The organism is Frankia sp. R43 (assembly GCF_001306465.1).
Taxonomy (GTDB): domain Bacteria; phylum Actinomycetota; class Actinomycetes; order Frankiales; family Frankiaceae; genus Parafrankia; species Parafrankia irregularis.
In genome coordinates this window covers 465,137-482,055 of record NZ_LFCW01000007.1, presented here as the reverse complement: position 1 = coordinate 482,055, position 16,919 = coordinate 465,137, and the positions used below count along the sequence as shown (strand labels likewise).

14 protein-coding genes are annotated in these 16,919 nt (G+C 70.9%); 11 read left to right on the top strand and 3 right to left on the bottom strand.

What is annotated here, in order from left to right; translation table 11 throughout:
* Positions 1–110: 110 nt before the first annotated feature.
* The 3 genes from ACG83_RS44635 to ACG83_RS29465 all read right to left on the bottom strand — a co-directional run bounded on the left by ACG83_RS44635 (position 111) and on the right by ACG83_RS29465 (position 3,178).
* Positions 111–749 (bottom strand): hypothetical protein, encoded by a 639-nt coding sequence (locus ACG83_RS44635; RefSeq protein ID WP_152991548.1) that lies wholly within the window; start codon positions 747–749, stop codon positions 111–113.
* Positions 750–1,273: 524 nt separating this feature from the next.
* Positions 1,274–1,819: a hypothetical protein gene (locus ACG83_RS29470; protein WP_235498267.1), complete on the bottom strand. Its 546-nt coding sequence runs from the start codon at positions 1,817–1,819 to the stop codon at positions 1,274–1,276.
* Between the two features lie 492 nt (positions 1,820–2,311).
* On the bottom strand, positions 2,312–3,178 hold the full coding sequence (locus ACG83_RS29465; RefSeq protein WP_054569645.1) for a TauD/TfdA family dioxygenase: 867 nt from the start codon (positions 3,176–3,178) through the stop codon (positions 2,312–2,314).
* A gap of 952 nt (positions 3,179–4,130) precedes the next feature.
* Between ACG83_RS29465 and ACG83_RS29460 the strand changes: the two genes are divergently transcribed.
* The 11 genes from ACG83_RS29460 (at position 4,131) to ACG83_RS29410 (ending at position 16,890) form a co-directional block, all read left to right on the top strand.
* The gene (locus tag ACG83_RS29460; RefSeq protein ID WP_054569489.1) at positions 4,131–4,433 is read left to right on the top strand and encodes a hypothetical protein; all 303 of its coding nucleotides are present in this window, start codon (positions 4,131–4,133) and stop codon (positions 4,431–4,433) included.
* A 33-nt stretch (positions 4,434–4,466) separates the two neighbouring features.
* Entirely contained in the window at positions 4,467–5,342 is an 876-nt protein-coding gene (locus ACG83_RS29455; RefSeq protein WP_054569488.1) for a class II aldolase/adducin family protein, read from the top strand.
* Positions 5,343–5,601: 259 nt separating this feature from the next.
* The gene (locus ACG83_RS29450) at positions 5,602–6,459 is read left to right on the top strand and encodes an NmrA/HSCARG family protein (protein ID WP_235498266.1); all 858 of its coding nucleotides are present in this window, start codon (positions 5,602–5,604) and stop codon (positions 6,457–6,459) included.
* A 370-nt stretch (positions 6,460–6,829) separates the two neighbouring features.
* Complete coding sequence (locus ACG83_RS29445; protein ID WP_054569486.1) at positions 6,830–8,290, top strand: NtaA/DmoA family FMN-dependent monooxygenase; 1,461 nt, start codon at positions 6,830–6,832, stop codon at positions 8,288–8,290.
* Entirely contained in the window at positions 8,287–9,063 is a 777-nt protein-coding gene (locus tag ACG83_RS29440) for a GNAT family N-acetyltransferase (protein ID WP_054569485.1), read from the top strand. The genes ACG83_RS29445 and ACG83_RS29440 overlap by 4 nt, the downstream gene beginning before the upstream one ends.
* A gap of 604 nt (positions 9,064–9,667) precedes the next feature.
* Positions 9,668–10,702: a 3-oxoacyl-ACP synthase III family protein gene (locus tag ACG83_RS29435; RefSeq protein WP_054569484.1), complete on the top strand. Its 1,035-nt coding sequence runs from the start codon at positions 9,668–9,670 to the stop codon at positions 10,700–10,702.
* On the top strand, positions 10,699–12,831 hold the full coding sequence (locus tag ACG83_RS29430) for an HAD family hydrolase (protein WP_063793233.1): 2,133 nt from the start codon (positions 10,699–10,701) through the stop codon (positions 12,829–12,831). The genes ACG83_RS29435 and ACG83_RS29430 overlap by 4 nt, the downstream gene beginning before the upstream one ends.
* The gene (locus tag ACG83_RS29425; protein WP_054569483.1) at positions 12,828–13,055 is read left to right on the top strand and encodes an acyl carrier protein; all 228 of its coding nucleotides are present in this window, start codon (positions 12,828–12,830) and stop codon (positions 13,053–13,055) included. Before ACG83_RS29430 ends, ACG83_RS29425 begins: the two co-directional genes overlap by 4 nt.
* Positions 13,052–13,942, top strand: a complete 891-nt coding sequence (locus tag ACG83_RS29420; RefSeq protein WP_063793232.1) for a 2-oxo acid dehydrogenase subunit E2 — start codon at positions 13,052–13,054, stop codon at positions 13,940–13,942. The genes ACG83_RS29425 and ACG83_RS29420 overlap by 4 nt, the downstream gene beginning before the upstream one ends.
* The gene (locus ACG83_RS29415; protein WP_054569482.1) at positions 13,939–14,949 is read left to right on the top strand and encodes an alpha/beta hydrolase; all 1,011 of its coding nucleotides are present in this window, start codon (positions 13,939–13,941) and stop codon (positions 14,947–14,949) included. Before ACG83_RS29420 ends, ACG83_RS29415 begins: the two co-directional genes overlap by 4 nt.
* A gap of 699 nt (positions 14,950–15,648) precedes the next feature.
* On the top strand, positions 15,649–16,890 hold the full coding sequence (locus ACG83_RS29410) for a cytochrome P450 (RefSeq protein ID WP_054569481.1): 1,242 nt from the start codon (positions 15,649–15,651) through the stop codon (positions 16,888–16,890).
* Positions 16,891–16,919: the final 29 nt, after the last annotated feature.

The window sequence follows — 16,919 nt, the reverse complement described above, 5'->3', positions numbered from 1 at the left end:
CCGAACAACAGTGAGGCGTTGTCCCCTAGGAATCCGGTGTGTCGCGGCGGATATCCGGCGGCGGCTCCCGAGGTTTCATGAAGTCGTCTTCTGCTGCCCTTGTTCGAGTATCACCGACCATCGGTAGTATCGGGCATGGTGCTCTTTCCGGCCGCAGTGGAACTCTCGGCATCCTCCTGTCGGCGCAGCACCTCGGCGGCTGCCGTGACCCGGCCGCGGTAGAAGCGCCGGCCGAGCAGGCCGACCAGCCCGAGGAGTACCAGGCCGACAAGAACCACAGTTGCCCTGACTACCGGGAAAATCGTTACCGAGGCCGCTGCCCGCTGCATCGATCCATCCCGCGACGGAAAGGCCAGCTCGGCCCGGCAGCGACACATCGCAGGCGGGTCGTTCCACTGCACCGAGACATTACGGGTCTCGCCGCGCGGCACCGTGAAATCAGGAAGGGTCACCGTACCGCCGCCCACCCGGAGGCGCAGCCGGCCCTTTTCGCCGCGGAAGTCGCGATGCACGGTCCCGGTGTTCCGGAAGGTCGCCGAAATCCGAATCGGCCCGCCCGGTGAGAACGACGGAATCGCCAGTCTCGTGATCTTCACCGTGTCGTCCACCGGGCCCGGGACAGTGATGTAGATCGGCGCGCCGATTCCCCGGTTCAGCCGGATCTGCTCACGCCCCTGCGCGGGAACCATGAACAGGATGGCGACGTGATGGTCGCCCGGCTCAGGTCTGGGCGGCACCGTGATCCGCACGGTGACGACCTGTCGGGCGCCGGGAGCCAGGCGGAACCGCTCGGGCTGTACCTTCACCCAGCTCATGGCCGAGTACGGGGTTTCCTCCCGTAGGAACCGGACATTGCCCTCGTGATCCGCGGAGAAACCGGTGTGGCTCACCGCCAGGTCGAGCGGGTCCCGTCCCCGGTTGGTCACCGTGAACTCATGCCTGCCATCGATCTGCTCCGGCGAGACGACCATCCTGGTCGGACTCACCGAAAGCCCGAACGCGGGGGCCGGGGCCGTGGGCGCCGGCGCGGCAGGAGAGGCAGCCGCGGCAGCCGGGCCCGCGCCGGCCAGCGCGAGCTGCCCGAGGAGGCAGCCGAGCACGACGAGGATCCGGGCAACACGTCCGGTTCGGGCCCTCCGGCATTCGTGAATCTGGTAGGTCACCATCAGGCCATCACCGTTTTGGAACCCTTCTGCGTGGTCGCGCTGTCCGGTTTCCGGCCCGGCAGCCGCCTATGTGCGGCTGTTATCGGACCGGAAACCGGGCACAACCATTACAGGGTGGTGGCGACGTAGTCGAGGACCGCCGAGTAGGTGTCCGGCCGGACGAACGGAATGGTGATCTGATAGTCGTGCGAGACGGAATCGCCCAGTTCGGCCGATGGTGACGCATGGCTTTCGACCACGACCGGCGTCCCGAATGTCAGCGGGGTGAAGGCCCCGCTCCCGGTCGGACGCACCTGCAGCGAACTGATGGGGATCGTGTCGGTGTTCGTAGGTGCCGGCGGGGCGAGGGTGGCCGTCTGCGGCGAGACCGAGACCGTGTAACCCTCGAAGTTGTTGGTCAGGACGGTCATGGTGACCGGCGTGGTGGTGGCCACGGTGTCTCCCGGGTTACCCGAAAGCACGAAACTTGCGGGAAGACCGGTGAGGGTGATGGCCGAACCGACCACCACCTGGGCGGTCGTGGACTGGGGTGGCGAGGTCTGCCCCGGGGCAGCGCTCGTCTCGATGCTCGTGGTGCCGACCACCATCGCGGCCCCGGTGGCAATGATCAGGCCGCGCCGAAGCGTGACCTGCGATCTGCCTTTCTTGGACATTCCGAACTCCGCTCGCTTGAAACGACTACGGAGAGTGTTCGGATCGAGTTTTGCCTGGTCAAGGAAAGGCTGGCCGCGGCGCGTGCTGTCCCGCTCTGGCATAGGGAATATACGACGGAATGGCGTGTTCGCCCGGCTGTCGCGAGACAAGCCGGGAGCGTCGCGGCGACCGTGTCGCCCCGGGCACGCCGGCGCGGGTCTCGGTTATGGGAAATCGAGGCGGTTGCTGTCCGGCCGTGCCTGCTGCCCATCACCAGTCGGCCGGGGCGGCCTGGGTGCGCACAGGCGGGCGATAGGGGCCGCGCCGGTTCGCACGGATAATTATCCAACCGAACACCGCCTTGTGGCAGGAGGTAGCCAGGGCGCCCGAGCGCCCGAGCGCCGGCGGGTCGGAATCGGTCTCCCGAGGACGAGTGGCATCGCTACCTCCCGACGTGCCCTGTCAGCAGAGGTGCCCTGTCAGCAGAGGTGCCAAGGCCCGTCCTGGACCTCCTACAGGTCGGCATGGAGTGTTTCCTCGGCGATGAGGATCCTTTCCAACAGCCGCGGGAACGTTCCGTAGTTGCGTACCGCGTAGTGGACGGTCGCGCGATTGTCCCAGAACGCGACTGAGCCCGGTCGCCACGAGAACCGCACCTGGTTCGCCGGCCTGCGGTACTGGTCGATGACCGCCGTCAGAAGTTCCCTGCTCTCGGCACGGTCGAGCCCGAGAATCGTCGGCCGCTGGGTGAAGTTCACCCAGAGGATCTTCTCGCCGGTTTCCCGGTGTGGGCGGATGGCCGGATGGGCGACCACCGGATAGTCGTGTCCGGACTGGTGCAGTGCGGCGCGGTAGTCATGGGTGACGTGGTGGCCCTCGAGCCGGGCCTTCACATCGTCGGGCAGGCCCTGGTAGGCGAGTCCGGCGTCGACCCAGATGGTGTCGCCGCCGACCTCGGGCAGGTGGACCGCCCGCAGCACCGCTCCCCAGGTCGGCACGAGCCGCCAGCTCGTGTCGGTGTGGTACGGCTCCCAGACGTCGTCGCCGGCCTGCGGAGTGTGGGCCTTCTCGTACTTCTTGAGGTCCTCGCTGGCGATGCGGTGAATCGCCGGGCTGATGTCAGGGCCGGCGGTGCCCGCGCCCGGATGGGTGTAGAGGGGGCCGAACTGCCGGGCGAAGGCTTCGTGCTGCGCCTGGGTCAGTTCCTGGTCCCGGAAGAAGACGACCTTGTGCTTCAGCACGGCCGCCCTGATCTGGTCGCGTACCTCGGGAGTGAGCGGCTCCCGGAGGTCGACACCGCTGATCTCCGCGCCGATTGTCGGTTGCAGAGCCTGGACGGCCAAAGAAGACTGGACGGGCGTTTCGGCGACTGTGGTCACGAGGTGTCCCTTCGGTGGATGCTGCCGGTGGGTGCCGCTGGTCACTGGTGGACGGGTCTGGGTGCCGCCGCCGGTGCCGATCGCCCGCCGAGCCGAAATCTGAAGATCTGCGTACGTCCGCTGTCATGTCGCCGAGGTCCCGGCCGCTTCGTCGTCGCGGCGAAGTTCAGGGACGGCGTCCGGTGGCGCGCGTCGGCGCATCTGGTGGAGCGGATGCGCGCCAGGCACGGATGGTCGTTCGGAATGCGGCGGCCGGCGCCTCTCCGACGCCAGCCCAACGCGTCTGCCATACCGCGCCGGTGCCGCCGCGTGGCCTCTTGATTCCGGCGCGCGGAGGGCGCCGTGGCCTGGTGGCCGCTTCAGCTCGACGTGGCTTCGTGCCCGTCGTTCGCCGGGCCGTTCGGGTCCCTGATGCTGGGCGTCAGTGGTCGCTGTGGCTGTCGGGACAGCTCGCGGAGGCCACTCGCAGCCGGTCGATGTGCTGTCGCGACACCAGGTACGCAGTTCTCAACACAGGTCCAACATGACCACAGTTTGTCGATCGGTCAAGTGTAAGAATAAAGTGACCCGCGTCACATGGGGGCGTGTCGGGATGGGTGTGATCCGGATCGATTGCCGGGGCGGCCGGGGCTGCTCACCTTTACCGTTATCTCCACCGAGAAACTTGACAAGCCTCGACGTCTGCCGCATGTTGCTACCTGTGCACCCACCCCACGCTGGCCCGCCGTCTGTGCGTGGACTCACACGAGTGTGTGTCGGCCGCTGTAGCGGGCTCGGATTGCCCACCGGGTGAACCGGCGCACGCTGTGTTACGTCGGGAATGGTCAGGTCTCCCGTCTGTGGCGGATTTCTGCACTTTCCGTCCTCCCAGCTCTGGCCGGGAGGCGGACGACTGCTTCCGAAAGGCATTGGATGAGGAGGGAATCCTATTAACCAGACCGTGGCAGCGCCCGTGACGATCCAGGGTCTGTTGGACCAGCTGCAGGCCACCCGGGACGCGGAATGGGCGCCGGAGCAGCTTCGGGCTCATGCCGACCTGCGGCGCTCCCTCGAAGCGAACGCGGACCGTGCACGCTTCGTCAAGCCAGGCGACGTGGTGCCGCCGTTTGTGCTGGCCGAGGTCGGTGGCGGCACCGTCATCCTTGACGACCTGCTGGCCGAGGGGCCGGTGACGCTGGTCTTCCATCCCGACTGGATGGTGCGCACCGAGTCCTCGGCCGTTCTGGCCGCGGTGCGGCCCCTTGTCGGTCAGTAACCGGCCCCTTTATGAGGAAGGGCAGGCCAGGGCATGACGCTTTCCACCCATGACGTGCCGGCGGCGGCGATCGGGCCGGCGCCGGACGCGTCCCCCGAATCATCCGCCGGCGAGCGGAGGAGCCCGTGGGCCGGGCTGGTCGCACCGGCCGAAGGCGGGCAATGGCCTCGCCCGGAGCCGGTCAGGACGCTGGCGGAGGAGCGGCTGCACCGTAAGCGCAAACTCGCCGCCGCGTACCGGCTCTTCGCCAAGCTCGACATCGCCGAGGGGCTGTCCGGCCATATCAGCGCCCGTGATCCCGAGCTGAGCGACCATTTCTGGGTGAACCGGTTCGGCCTCGACTTCAGCCGGATCAGGGTCTCCAACCTGCTGCTGGTCAACGGCAACGGGGGGATCGTCGAGGGAACGCCGCCGCTGAACCCGGCGGCGTTCAACATCCATTCGCAGATCCATGCCGCCCGGCCTGATGTTGTCAGCGCTGCGCACACCCATGCGCTGTACGGCCGGGCGCTCGCCGCCATCGGCGAGCCGCTGCATCCGATCTCCCAGGATTCCCTCGCGTTCTATGAGGATCAGGTGATCTTCGACGAGTACAACGGAGTCGTGCTGGACGAGGCGGAGGGCCGGAAGATCGCCACCGCCCTCGGTCCGCACAAGCTGGCGATCCTGCGCAACCACGGCCTGCTCACCGTCGGCACCAGCGTGGAGGCGGCGGCGTACTGGTACATCGCGGCGGAGCGGGCGGCGCGGACCCAGCTCGTCGCGGCCGCGGCCGGCGCGCTGCGAATCCTGGACCACGAGATCGCCAGCGCCACCGCCGGCGAGGGCTGGGGTGACGACGGCGCTCGCTGGGCCTTCGAGGCCCTCTACGACCTCATCGTCGAGGAACAACCCGACCTGCTCGAGTGACGCCCCGCTCGGCCGGTACCCGTGCCCTGGACGGGCTTGCCGCGGGCGGGCCTGCGCCGTACGGGTGTGATCTGTGTCGGACTCGTGCGACACGTGGAGATCGCCGCCAGCCTGGGGAACTGCTCTCGTAGTGTGCACGACAATCACGTTCGGTGATTATTCGTGTGCTGATGAGGTCGGATGGTCCGCTCTCTGGTTCCATCCGGCAGCAGAGAGAGGCGGTGTCGTCATGGTCGGTGGTGGCAGGGATGTAGTCCTGGTGACAGGGGCGACGGGTAACCAGGGTGGTGCGGTCGCGACGCGGCTGCTAGCCGACGGCTGGGCGGTGCGGGCGCTGACGCGCGACCCAACGGGAGCGGCGGCCCGCCGGCTCGCCGACCGGGGTGCGGAGATCGTGGTCGGCGATCTCGCCGACCCGCAGTCTCTGGACGTGGCGGCGAAGGGCGTCCACGGGGTGTTCAGCGTTCAGCGGGGGGCGCTCGGCTATCCGCCCGTGCCGTTCGCGGACGAGGTCGCCTGGGGTCGCAACGTGGCCGACGCGGCAGCGCGGGCCGGTGTCCGTCACGTGGTCCACGCCTCGGCGGCGGGGGTGGGGCCGGCGGCTCCGCGGGCGCTGGCGAGCAAGTGGGAGATCGAGGAGTACCTGCGCGGCAGCGGGCTGCCGGTGACGATCCTGCGGCCGGTGTCGTTCATGGAGAACTACGCCTCGCCGGCCTTCGGGGTGCACACCGGCACCCTGGCGAGCCCGTTCGCGCCGGACGTCGCCGAGCAGCTCATCGCCCTCGACGACATCGGTGCGTTCGTCGCGCTCGCCTTCGCCGATCCCGCCCGGTTCGCGGAGCGGACCCTCGCGATCGCCGGCGACGAGCTGCGCCCCGCCGAGACGGCACGGGCCCTGAGCCGGGCCACCGGCCGCGACATCGGCCACGTGCAGCTGCCCGTCGACGTCGTCCGCGCGGCGAACGAGGACTTCGCCGACGCGGTGGCCTTCGTCAACGAACGCGGCGGTTACGGTGCCGACCTCGCGACCGCGCGGGCACTCCACCCGGAGCTGATGACGTTCGAGACCTGGCTGGACCGTCGCGGCGCCGCGCTGGTGGCCGCCCTGTTCGACTGACCGCCCTGTTCGACCGACCGCTCGGTTCGGCTGGTCGCTCGGTTCGGCTGGTCGCCCGGTTCGGTTGAGCGCCCTGGTCGAGTAGTCGCGGGTGCCGTCCCGCAGCACCTGTCCGTTCCGTCAACGTCCACCGGGGCGTGTTCTGGATCACTTTCCTACTTCTTGACTCGACAAGGTGTATTTACGCAGAGTGCTTTCCTGGGCCGCATTTCGACATGTCGGCCGGGAAGGGACGGGACCGATGCCCGATTCCACTCCGCTCCATCTCGCCGTCGCGCTCGACGGGGCGGGGTGGCACCCTGCACCCCGCCCCGCCAACCGCTGCGCCGACGCCGACATCGCCGCCGTCTGACTCCGAAGGGCCGCCCTCGTGAGCAAGCCGCGCAAGCAGATCATCCTCGGCGCCTACCTGGCGGGCGTGAACCACCACACGGTGTGGTCGGACCCGGCCGCAGGCAGCCAGATCGCGTTCTCCTCCTTCCAGCACCTGGCGCAGACCGCCGAACGTGGGAAGTTCGACTTCTTCTTCCTGGCGGAGGGCCTGGCCCTGCGGGAACGGTTCGGGGCGTTCCTGGACACCGACGTGGTCGGCCGCCCCGACACGCTGCCGGTGCTCGCCGCGCTGGCGGCCGTCACCGAGCACCTCGGGCTGGTCGGCACCGTCAACGCCACCTTCAACGAGCCCTACGAGCTGGCCCGCCAGCTCGCCTCCCTGGACCACCTCTCCGACGGCCGGGTCGGTTGGAACGTGGTGACGTCCCTCGACACCTTCACCGGCCGCAACTTCCGGCGCGGCGGTTTCCTGCAGCCCGCGGACCGCTACCTCCGGGCGGAGGAGTTCCTCGACGCCACGCGGGCTCTGTGGGACAGCTGGCCGGCCGACGCCGTCCCCGCCGACCGCGACCGCGGGCGATTCCTGCGGGACGGACAGGTGGGCCGGTTCGCGCGGCACGGTCGCCAGTTCGACATCGCCGGCCGCTTCACCGTGCCCCGCTCCCCGCAGGGCCGCCCGGTGATCCTGCAGGCCGGGGTCTCCCCACAGGGCCGGGACTTCGCCGCCGCCGGCGCCGACGCGATCTTCTCCCCGTACCACAGCCTCCCCGAGGCCCAGGAGTTCTACCGGGACATCACCGCCCGGGTCGCCGCCGCCGGACGTCCACCTGGCTCGGTGCGGCTGCTGCCCGCCGCGCTGTTCGTCCTCGGCGACACCGCGGCAGACGCCCGCGAACGGGCCCGGGAGATCGCCCGCGCGCAGGTCACCGGCCGGACCGCGCAGATCCTGCTGGAGGCGGTCTGGAACCGTGACCTGTCCGGCTACGACCCGGACGGCCCGCTGCCCGACGTCGAGCCGGACACCGACGGGCCACCGGCGATCGAGGGCCGGACCACGCGGCACGGCGACGCGCACGCGACGGTGAAGGCGTGGCGCGAGCTCGCGGAGGCGAACGGGTACTCGCTGCGCGAGCTGGCGATCCACCTGTTCGCCCGCGCCGAGTTCGTCGGAACGCCGACCCAGGTCGCCGACCGGCTCGACGAGTTCGTCCAGAACGACGGCTCGGACGGCTTCATCCTCGGGTCGCACCTGACGCCCACCGGGCTCGACGAGTTCGTCGACAAGGTCGTCCCACTGCTGCAGGAACGGGGATCGCTGCGCACGGAGTACGAGGGGACCACGCTGCGCGCCAACCTCGGCCTGCCGGCATTCCCAGCGCCGGCACTCCCAGCGCCGGCCATCCCGGAGGCAGCCGGCCCGGAGCCCGCGATTCCGGCGGCGGCGATTCCGGCGGCGGCGATTCCGGGGGCGGCCGGCCCGGAGCCGGCCCCGCGGTGACCGAGGCCGCAGCGGAGGCGGACCTGGGGCGGCCCGTCCCCGCGCCCGCCGCCCCCGCCCCCGCTCCCGCCGGCTCCGGCTCGGGCGGGCACCACGTGCTCGACAATCCGGTGCGCTCGTCGCTGTGCGGCCCGCACGCCCCGTTCGCGCAACGGCGCGGCGACGTCCGGCGCTACCCGCCGCAGATGTCGCAGTTCGCGGCCATGCCCGAGCGGCCCGACGCCGCGGACTGGGCCGATCTTGCCGCGCTCGCCGGCCCGGGAGCCGTCGTGCCGCTCGCCGCCGTCGAGACCCCGCCGCCCGCCGGCTGGGAGGTCGTACTGCGCGGCACCGGGGTGCAGATGACGGGAGAGGGGGTCGCCGGCGCCCCGGGTGGCTCCGAAATCGTCCGTCTCAGCCCCGCCGATGTGCCGGAGATGCTCGCACTGACCGCCCGCACGAATCCCGGGCCGTTCCTGCCCCGCACGATCGAGCTCGGGACGTTCCTCGGGATCCGGCGCGGGAACCGGCTGGTCGCGATGGCCGGTGAGCGGGTCCGCCCGCCCGGCTGGACCGAGATCAGCGGTGTCTGCACCGAAGCCGCCCACCGGGGGCAGGGCCTGGCCTCCCGGCTCGTGCTGGCCCTCACCGCCGGCATCGCCGCCCGCGGCGAGCTCCCCTTCCTGCATGTCACAGGCAGCAACGACACCGCGCTGCGGCTCTACGAGGCGCTGGGTTTCCGCGCGCGCCGCACGCTCACCTTCACCATCGTGCGCGTCCCGCCCGCCGCCTGAGGGGCCTGGGCTCCGCCATCTGAGGGGCCTGCTGTCAACGATCAGGTCGTCTCGGTGACCAACGGCCCGCGTCGGCCGTGGCCGGGCCACCCGGAGGTGATCGAAAGCTGGCCGGGGTGGTGCTGGCGCGGCGTCGCGGTGCTTCCTTGTCTCCGGCCATCGCCGCATGGCGCCGATAATTCGCCCCAAGAAGGGCAAAAGGGGTGCAGTTTGCCTGGCAATCCGCAAGAATGAAGGATTTTGGTCGTTGGAATGACCAAAATCTTTCATTCTTGCGACTCGCCAAACCGCCAAACCGCCAAACCGCGCCATGGAGCTACCGGGCGTGCTTGGGCGCTTGGGCGCTTGGGCGTGCGGAGGTCCGGTGGCGTTCGTGGAGCGCGAACCTCTCTGCCTGCCGACTAGCGATCTTGATCGGTGTCAGCCTGTGACAGGCGGAAGGTGGCGACCCATCTGCGCTGCCAGGGGGTCTCGACTGCCCGGCGCTCTGCCGTCTGGCGGCCCGGAGCCGCTTGGCCGCCCGGATGTCGGCTTAGGGCGACGTTAGCCGGCGCGGCGACGATGACGTCCGTTCCGGAAACAGCACGACAGCTGGAGGCAACCGGTGGCGGACGTTTCGGACGTGCACATTCTCGGGGTGGGGACCGCCCTGCCGGGGGCGCCGGTGGACAACCCGACGCTCGCCGCCCGGCTCGGCCTGGACACCTACTGGGGACAGTGGATCGATCACTTCGTCGGTACCGACACCCGCCACATGTCCGTCGACCTGGACAGCGGCGAGGTGGTGTCCACGCTGGCGGACCTGGGGGAGAACGCCGCCCGGCTGGCCCTGGCCGCCGCCGGACTGGGGCCGGACGCCGTCGACCTGATCGTGATGGGCACGGCCACCCCGGACAAGCTGATGCCGACCACCGTCAACGTCGTCGCCGACCGGCTCGGCATCGACGGGGTGCCGACCTTCCAGCTCCAGTCCGGCTGCACGGGGGCGTTCCAGGCCCTCGCGGTCGCGTCCCGGCTGCTGGTCGCGGGTGGCCCCCGCACGGCGCTGGTCCTCGGCGGCGACGTCGGCACCAAGGTCTTCGACTACGGCGCGGACTTCTCCCGGCTGCCGCCCCGCGAACTGATCAACTACATGCTGTTCGGTGACGGCGCGGGCGCGGCGGTGCTTAGCGTCGACCCCACCCCGGCGGCGGTGACGATCCGGCAGGTGAGCACCCGACTCACCGGTCTCGGCCGGGCACCGGGCCAGTCGCTGGACTGGTTCGGGGCGCGCCCGCCCGGCCCGGACTCGCCGACCGTCGCCGAGGACTACAAGGCCATCGAGGAACTGGTCCCGGTGATGAGCGAGGAGATCCTCGCCGAGCTGCTGGCGGACGTCGGCTGGAAGCCCGGCGACGTCGACTACGTTCTGCCGCCGCAGCTGTCGGGACGGATGACGACCCAGATCATGGAGCGCCTCGCGCTGCCCGGCGCGCAGGAGGTCAGCTGTGTGCGCCGGACCGGCAACACCGGCAACGCCACCCCCTTCTTCCAGCTCGAACGGATCCTCGACCAGATGTCGAGCGGCGACCGGGCGGTCGGCGTCTCGGTCGAGTCCTCCAAGTGGATCCGGGCCGGCTTCGCCGTGGAGAAGGCGTGAGCACCGTCGAAGGCACGGGCACCGTCGAAGGCACGGGCACCCTCGAAGGCGCGAGCACCTCCGAAGGGGCGAGCAGCTCCGAAGGCGCGAGCAACGTCCCAGGCGCGAGCACCCTGCTGGAACTGCACCGCGCCGGTGAGCTCGCCGCCCGCTACCCGCTGGTTGCGCCCCTGCTGGCCGGGCTCGGGCCGGAGGAGCTGGCTCGGGCGGGCGCGTTGCTGGCCCGGGTCCCGGCGGCCGAGGTGCGGCGACACCATCCGACGGTCCCGGTGGTGAAGATCGCGATCACCGGGCACGGCACCCTGTCACCGCTCGTCGCGCCGCTCGCCGCGGAACTGGCCCGGCACGGCCTGGTCCTCGACCCCGTCGTCTCCCCGTTCGACAGCTACGTGTTCGACCTGACCGACCCGGGCAGCGCGCTGTACGCGGCCGGCGCGGACCTCGTCCTGTGCGTGCTGGACCCGATGATCGTGCTGGACGAGCTGCCCGTCCCGTGGACGCTCGCCGACCTGGAGAAGATCGTCGACGAGAAGGTCCGGCTGCTGACCGGGCTCGCCGACCGGTTCCAGGCGACGGGCCGGGGGACCCTGGTGCTCAACACCCTGCCGCTGCCCCGGCTGCTCGCCGGGCAGCTCGTCGACTACCGCTCCCGGGCCGCGCTGGGCGCGCTGTGGCGGCGTGCGGCCACGGCGCTGCTCGGGCTGGCCGAGGACCGTCCGTCCGTCGTCGTGCTGGACCTCGACCCGATCCTCGCGGACGGGACGGCGGCCCGCGACCCGCGGCTGAGCGTCTACGCCAAGGCGCATCTGGCTCCGGGCCTGCTCGCCGCCTACGCCCGCGAGGTCGGCCACCTGGCCCGCCTGGTCGCCGGGCAGACCCGCAAATGCCTGGTGCTCGACCTCGACGGAACCGTGTGGGGCGGCATCCTCGGCGAGGACGGACCGGACGGCGTCGAGGTCGCCGACACCTACCGAGGGGAGGCGTTCCGCGCCTTCCAGAAGGTGGCCCGCCAGATCGGCTCGCAGGGGGTCCTGCTGGCGGTGGTGAGCAAGAACGACCCCGAGCCGGTCCGCCGGATCCTCGCCGAGCACCCCGGGCTGACGCTGCGTGCGGAGGACTTCGCCGACGTCACCGCGAACTGGCGGCCCAAGCCGGAGAACCTGCGGGAGACGGCCCGCCGGCTCAACCTCGGCACCTCGAGCTTCGTGTTCGTCGACGACAGCCCGTACGAGCGGGCGCTGGTGCGCCGCGAGCTGCCCGAGATCGCCGTGGTCGACGTCGACGACGAGCCGGCGTCGCACGTGGAACGGCTGCTCGCCGACGGCTGGTTCAACGTCCGGGAGGTCACCGCGGACGACCGGGCCCGCCCGGCGCGCTACCGCGAGGACGTCGCCCGCGGCGATTTCCTGGACACCTTCGACTCCATCGAGGACTACCTGCGCGAGCTGGGCGTCGCCGTCCGCCTGGAGGCCGCGCGGGCGTCGCAGGTCGGGCGGCTGTCGCAGCTCACGCTGCGGACCAACCAGTTCAACCTGACCACCCGGCGCCTGCAGCCGCGGGCGGTGGCGGCACTGCTCGACGACCCCGCCGCGCTGGTCCTGGCGATCCACTCCGCGGACCGCTTCGGCGACAACGGCCTGGTCGGCGCGATCCTCGCCCGCCGCGTCGGGCTCGACGGGCCAGCGGGGACGGGGCTCGGTGGGCCAGCCGGGACGGACGACACTGGCGGCGCGGTCCTGCGGATCGACAACTTCCTGCTCAGCTGCCGGGTGTTCTCCCGCGGCATCGAACAGGCCTGCCTGGTGGCCCTGCTGCACCACGCCCGCGACACCGGCGCCCGCGAGGTGCTCGGCGAGTACGTGCCGACCGCGAAGAACGGCATCGTCGGCGACTTCTACCCTCGCTACGGCTTCACCGCGGCCCCCGCGCCCGCCACTGCGGCCCCCGCGCCCGCCACTGCGGCCCCCGCGCCCGCCGCCGCGGCCCCCGCAGCCGACGACCGCGCTGCCGGGTCGCCTGGCGGGACCGGCGGGACCGGCGGGACGACCTTCCGGCACGACCTGCGCGACATCGTCGCCGCGCCGACGCATGTCGCGCTCACCACCGTCTTCCTGGGAGAGCATGAATGATCAACTCGACGGAGTTCGCCGTCCTGGTCAGGGACGAGCTCGGGCTGCCCCTGGCCGAGGAGGAGCTCGGGGCCGCGTTCGACGAGCTGCCCGGCTGGGACTCGGTGTACCTGCTGCGCCTGCTGACCGTCATCGAGCGGGAGACCGGCGCCCGGGTCTCGCTGCCGGACGTCCTCGAGGCACGCAGCCTCGCGGAGGTCTACACGCTGGCGGTGGGAGCGTGACCGTGACCGTGGAGCCGGTGGCCCCCGCGCGCCGCCACACCCTCTACTTCCTCGACCAGATCCGGTCCTTCTCCCCGGTGTTCCTGGACACCGAGGTCGACATGACCCACGTGCTGGCGCACCGCGCCGCCCGCCGGGAACACACCGGACGGAAGCTGTCCCTGGTGACGTACATCGTCGCCGCCGGCGGGCGCGCGCTGGCCGCGCACCCCGAGGCCAACGCGTCGATCCGCGGCTGGCTGCGCCCGGTGGTCGCCCGCCACCCGCAGGTCAACGGCAAGGTCACCTTCGACCGGACCATGGGCGGCCAGCGCGTCGTGCTCGCCACCGTTGTTCCGGACGTCGCCGCCGGTGATCTCGACGCGATCCAGGACCGCATCGAGCAGTTCCGCGACCTCGACCCCGACACCGCCCCGGCCCTCGCCCCGATCCGCAAGCTCCAGGGGCTGCCGGTGCCGCTCGGCCGGCTGCTGGCCTGGCGCGCCGCCCGGCCGCCGGAGCGCCGCGCGCTGCTGCTCGGGACGTTCGCGGTGACCTCGCTGGGCCACCGCCCGGTGGACGGCTTCCACTCCGTCGGCGGGACGACGGTGACGCTCGGCGTCGGCCGGGTGCTGGACCGCCCGGTGGCCCGCGACGGCCGGGTCGAGGTCGCCCCGGTGCTGCGGCTCAGCCTGGCGTTCGACCACCGCGTGATCGACGGCGCCGAGGCCGCGGACGTGCTCGCCGAGATCCGCCGCGTTCTGGAGGAGCCCTGGCCGCAGCCCATCGCCGCGATCCCCTCCACCGAGAGCCCTTCCACCGCGGCTGCTTTCACCGAGAGCACCTCCGCCGAGAGCCTCGACGACGTCCGGCCGACTGTTCCCGAGACCGTCGGGGGGCAGGCGTGAACGACGTCGCCGAGCTCAAGCAGTTCGGGTATGTGCACACCCAGACGCAGGGCATCCCGGTCGCCGAGTTCGAGCGGCTGCGTGACCGGATCGTCTCCGACGCGGGCGACGAGCCCGGATCCTGGGTGCACGAGTGGTCACACGAGGCGGCGGAGCTCGACCGGGCCGGCCGGGTCGACGAGGCCTGGCGCTACCACGCGATGGCGCGCTTCCCCTTCCCGGACGGGGCGCCGCGGCGCGCCGCGCAGGCACACTGCGTCGACGCGTTCGCCCGCTCGGCCACCGGCAGCGCGCTGGAGCGCCTCGACGTCGAGGCGCCGGAGGGCCGGATTCGTGGCTGGGCCGTCGGCCTGTCCGCGGCGGAGCCGAAGCCGCTGCTGGTGATCTCCGGCGGGATCGTCGCCGCCAAGGAGCAGTACGCGCCGATGCTGCGGATCGCGACCGGGCTGGACATGGCCGGGATCGTCACCGAGATGCCCGGCGTCGGCGAGAACACCGTCGGGTACACGGCGAAGAGCTGGCAGACGCTGTCCTACCTGCTGGACGCGGTGGGTGACCGGGCGCAGGCGTCCCGCACGGTCGCGATGGCGCTGAGCTTCAGCGGGCACCTGGCGCTGCGCTGCGCCGTCAACGACAGCCGCCTCGTGGGTGTCGTCACCGCCGCGGCGCCGATCTCCGACTTCTTCACCGACGCGCAGTGGCAGCGTGGCCTGCCCCGGATCACCGTCGACACCCTCGCCCACCTGACCGGGGTGGACGCCGAGAAGCTCAGCGGGCACATTCGCGACTGGGCGCTGTCGGACGACGAGCTGACCGCCCTCGCGGTGCCGCTCTACTACATGGCCAGCGACCGCGACGAGATCATCCCGCCGGGGGAGCTCGGCCATCTGCAGCGGTCCGTCCGGGAGCTGCACGTGCTGAGCCACGACGACGAACACGGCGCTCCGCGCCATCTCGAGGAGACCCAGCGGTGGGTCGCCGCGGCCATCCACACCCTGCGCGGCTGACAACTCCGGTCTCCGACTCTCGAGCCCGTGGCAAAACCGCTCTTTCCCCACCCGGAATCAGGCACGGCGGTGGTAGCGGTAGCGGTCGCGGTGGTGGCGGCGACGGGGCGAAGAGTGAAGGATTTTGGCTGTTCTGGCGACCATTATCCTTCAGCCTTACTCGGAAGCGGCCGCGTCCAGCCGGCTACCGCTCCCAGCGGGCGCGATTCCGCCGCGTTTTCTTCCGGACGATGACTGAGGCCGGCGCGTTCATGTTCCGATCGTCTCCGGCGGTAGCCATCGGCGTCCAGAACCCGTCCGGAACCTTTGGACGGGTGTCCTCCCGGCCCCGTCCGGCAAAGTGACAGTGGTGTTTGAAAACCGAATCGTTCCGATGCGTTGGATGAATGAAACCCAGAAGCTCGACGAGCCCCGCAGTCCCGGCAGCCCCGCAGTCCCGGGTCCCACCAGCCCGCAGCGCGCGATGTGTACCCCGGCCTGCGGTGGGAAGCTCGCAGCACGCCAGGCACGACGCGCAGGGAGCCTGTGACGCGTTGCACGTCGTCCGCGGCGTGATGCTCCGAGTAGTCGCCACGGCCTCCGCCTGATGCCAGGCAAGCGTGACTTTGCTACGGGCTCCGCCGGCATAAGCCTGGGATTAGCGGCCGCGCGGATAGTGATTCGACGCTCACGCATTATCCGACATGCTGGAGATGCCAGATGACCGAAGCGCAGGCGGTGCCCGCACTGACGCACGAACAGCCGACCTCCGTACCTCCGACCTTCCCGATGCCCCGGGCCTGCCCGTTCGCCCCGCCGGCGGCCTACTCCGAGCTCGCGGAGAAGGGCCCCCTCACCCCGGTGGTCGATGTGGAGGGCACGGCGGGCTGGCTGACCACCCGCCATGACGTGGCCCGCGATCTGCTGGCGCATCCGAAGGCCAGCAAGAACCTGACCCGGCCGGGCTTCCCCGCCCTGTTCCCCGGCGCGGCGGCGCTCACCGGGGAGATCAAGGGCTTCCTGATCTGGATGGACCCTCCGGAGCACACCCTCTACCGGCACATGCTCGCCGGGGAGTTCACCCTGCGGCGCGTGCAGACCATGCGCCCGCAGATCGAGAGGATCGTGGACGAAGGCATCACCCGGCTGCTCGACGGTCCCCGCCCGGTCGACCTGGTGCACGAGTTCGCGCTCCCGACCGCGTCGCTGCTGATCTCGGAGCTGCTCGGCGTCCCCTACTCCGAGCGGGACCTCTTCCAGCACGCCACCGGCGCGATTCTCAGCCACGAGAGCACCCAGGAGCAGCGCAAGAACGCGTTCATCCAGGTCCGCGGCCTGCTCAGCCGCGTCATCGCCGAACGTACCGAGAACCTCGGCGACGACCTGCTGAGCACCCTGATCCGCAAGTACCGCGAGGCGGACGTGTTCGACCACGACCACCTCGTCGGGATGGCCGTGATGCTGCTGGGCGCCGGGCACGAGACCACGGCGAACATGATCGCGCTGGGCACGCTCGGGCTGCTCCAGCAGCCCGAGGCCCTCGCCGAGTTCAAGGCCGACCCGGCGCTGGCCCCGCGGGTCGTCGACGAGCTGCTGCGTTACTTCAGCATCGGCGACCACGTGACGTGCCGGGTGGCGACCGAGGACATCGAGGTCCACGGCGTGCACATCCCTGCCGGCTCCGGGCTGATCGCGCCGAACGCGGCCGCGAACCGGGACCCGGCGGTGTTCCCGAACCCGGACGCGTTCGACATCCACCGCAACTCGCGATCGCATCTGGCGTTCGGCTTCGGCATCCACCAGTGCCTCGGGCAGCACCTCGCCCGGCTGGAGCTGGAGATCGTCTTCACCGAGCTTTTCCGCCGCATCCCCGACCTGCGGGTCGACGGCGAGGTCGCGGACCTGCAGTTCAAGGACCAGGCGCTGTTCTACGGCCTGCACCGGCTGCCGGTCACGTGGTGACACCGGCGCAGCGGGTGGGAGCAGAGCCG

Coding starts and splice junctions, on each gene's coding strand:
- ACG83_RS29470 (WP_235498267.1), bottom strand. CDS start 1,819: ATGTCCAAGAAAGGCAGATCGCAGGTCACGCTTCGGCGCGGCCTGATC.
- ACG83_RS29455 (WP_054569488.1), top strand. CDS start 4,467: ATGACGCTTTCCACCCATGACGTGCCGGCGGCGGCGATCGGGCCGGCG.
- ACG83_RS29425 (WP_054569483.1), top strand. CDS start 12,828: ATGATCAACTCGACGGAGTTCGCCGTCCTGGTCAGGGACGAGCTCGGG.
- ACG83_RS29410 (WP_054569481.1), top strand. CDS start 15,649: ATGACCGAAGCGCAGGCGGTGCCCGCACTGACGCACGAACAGCCGACC.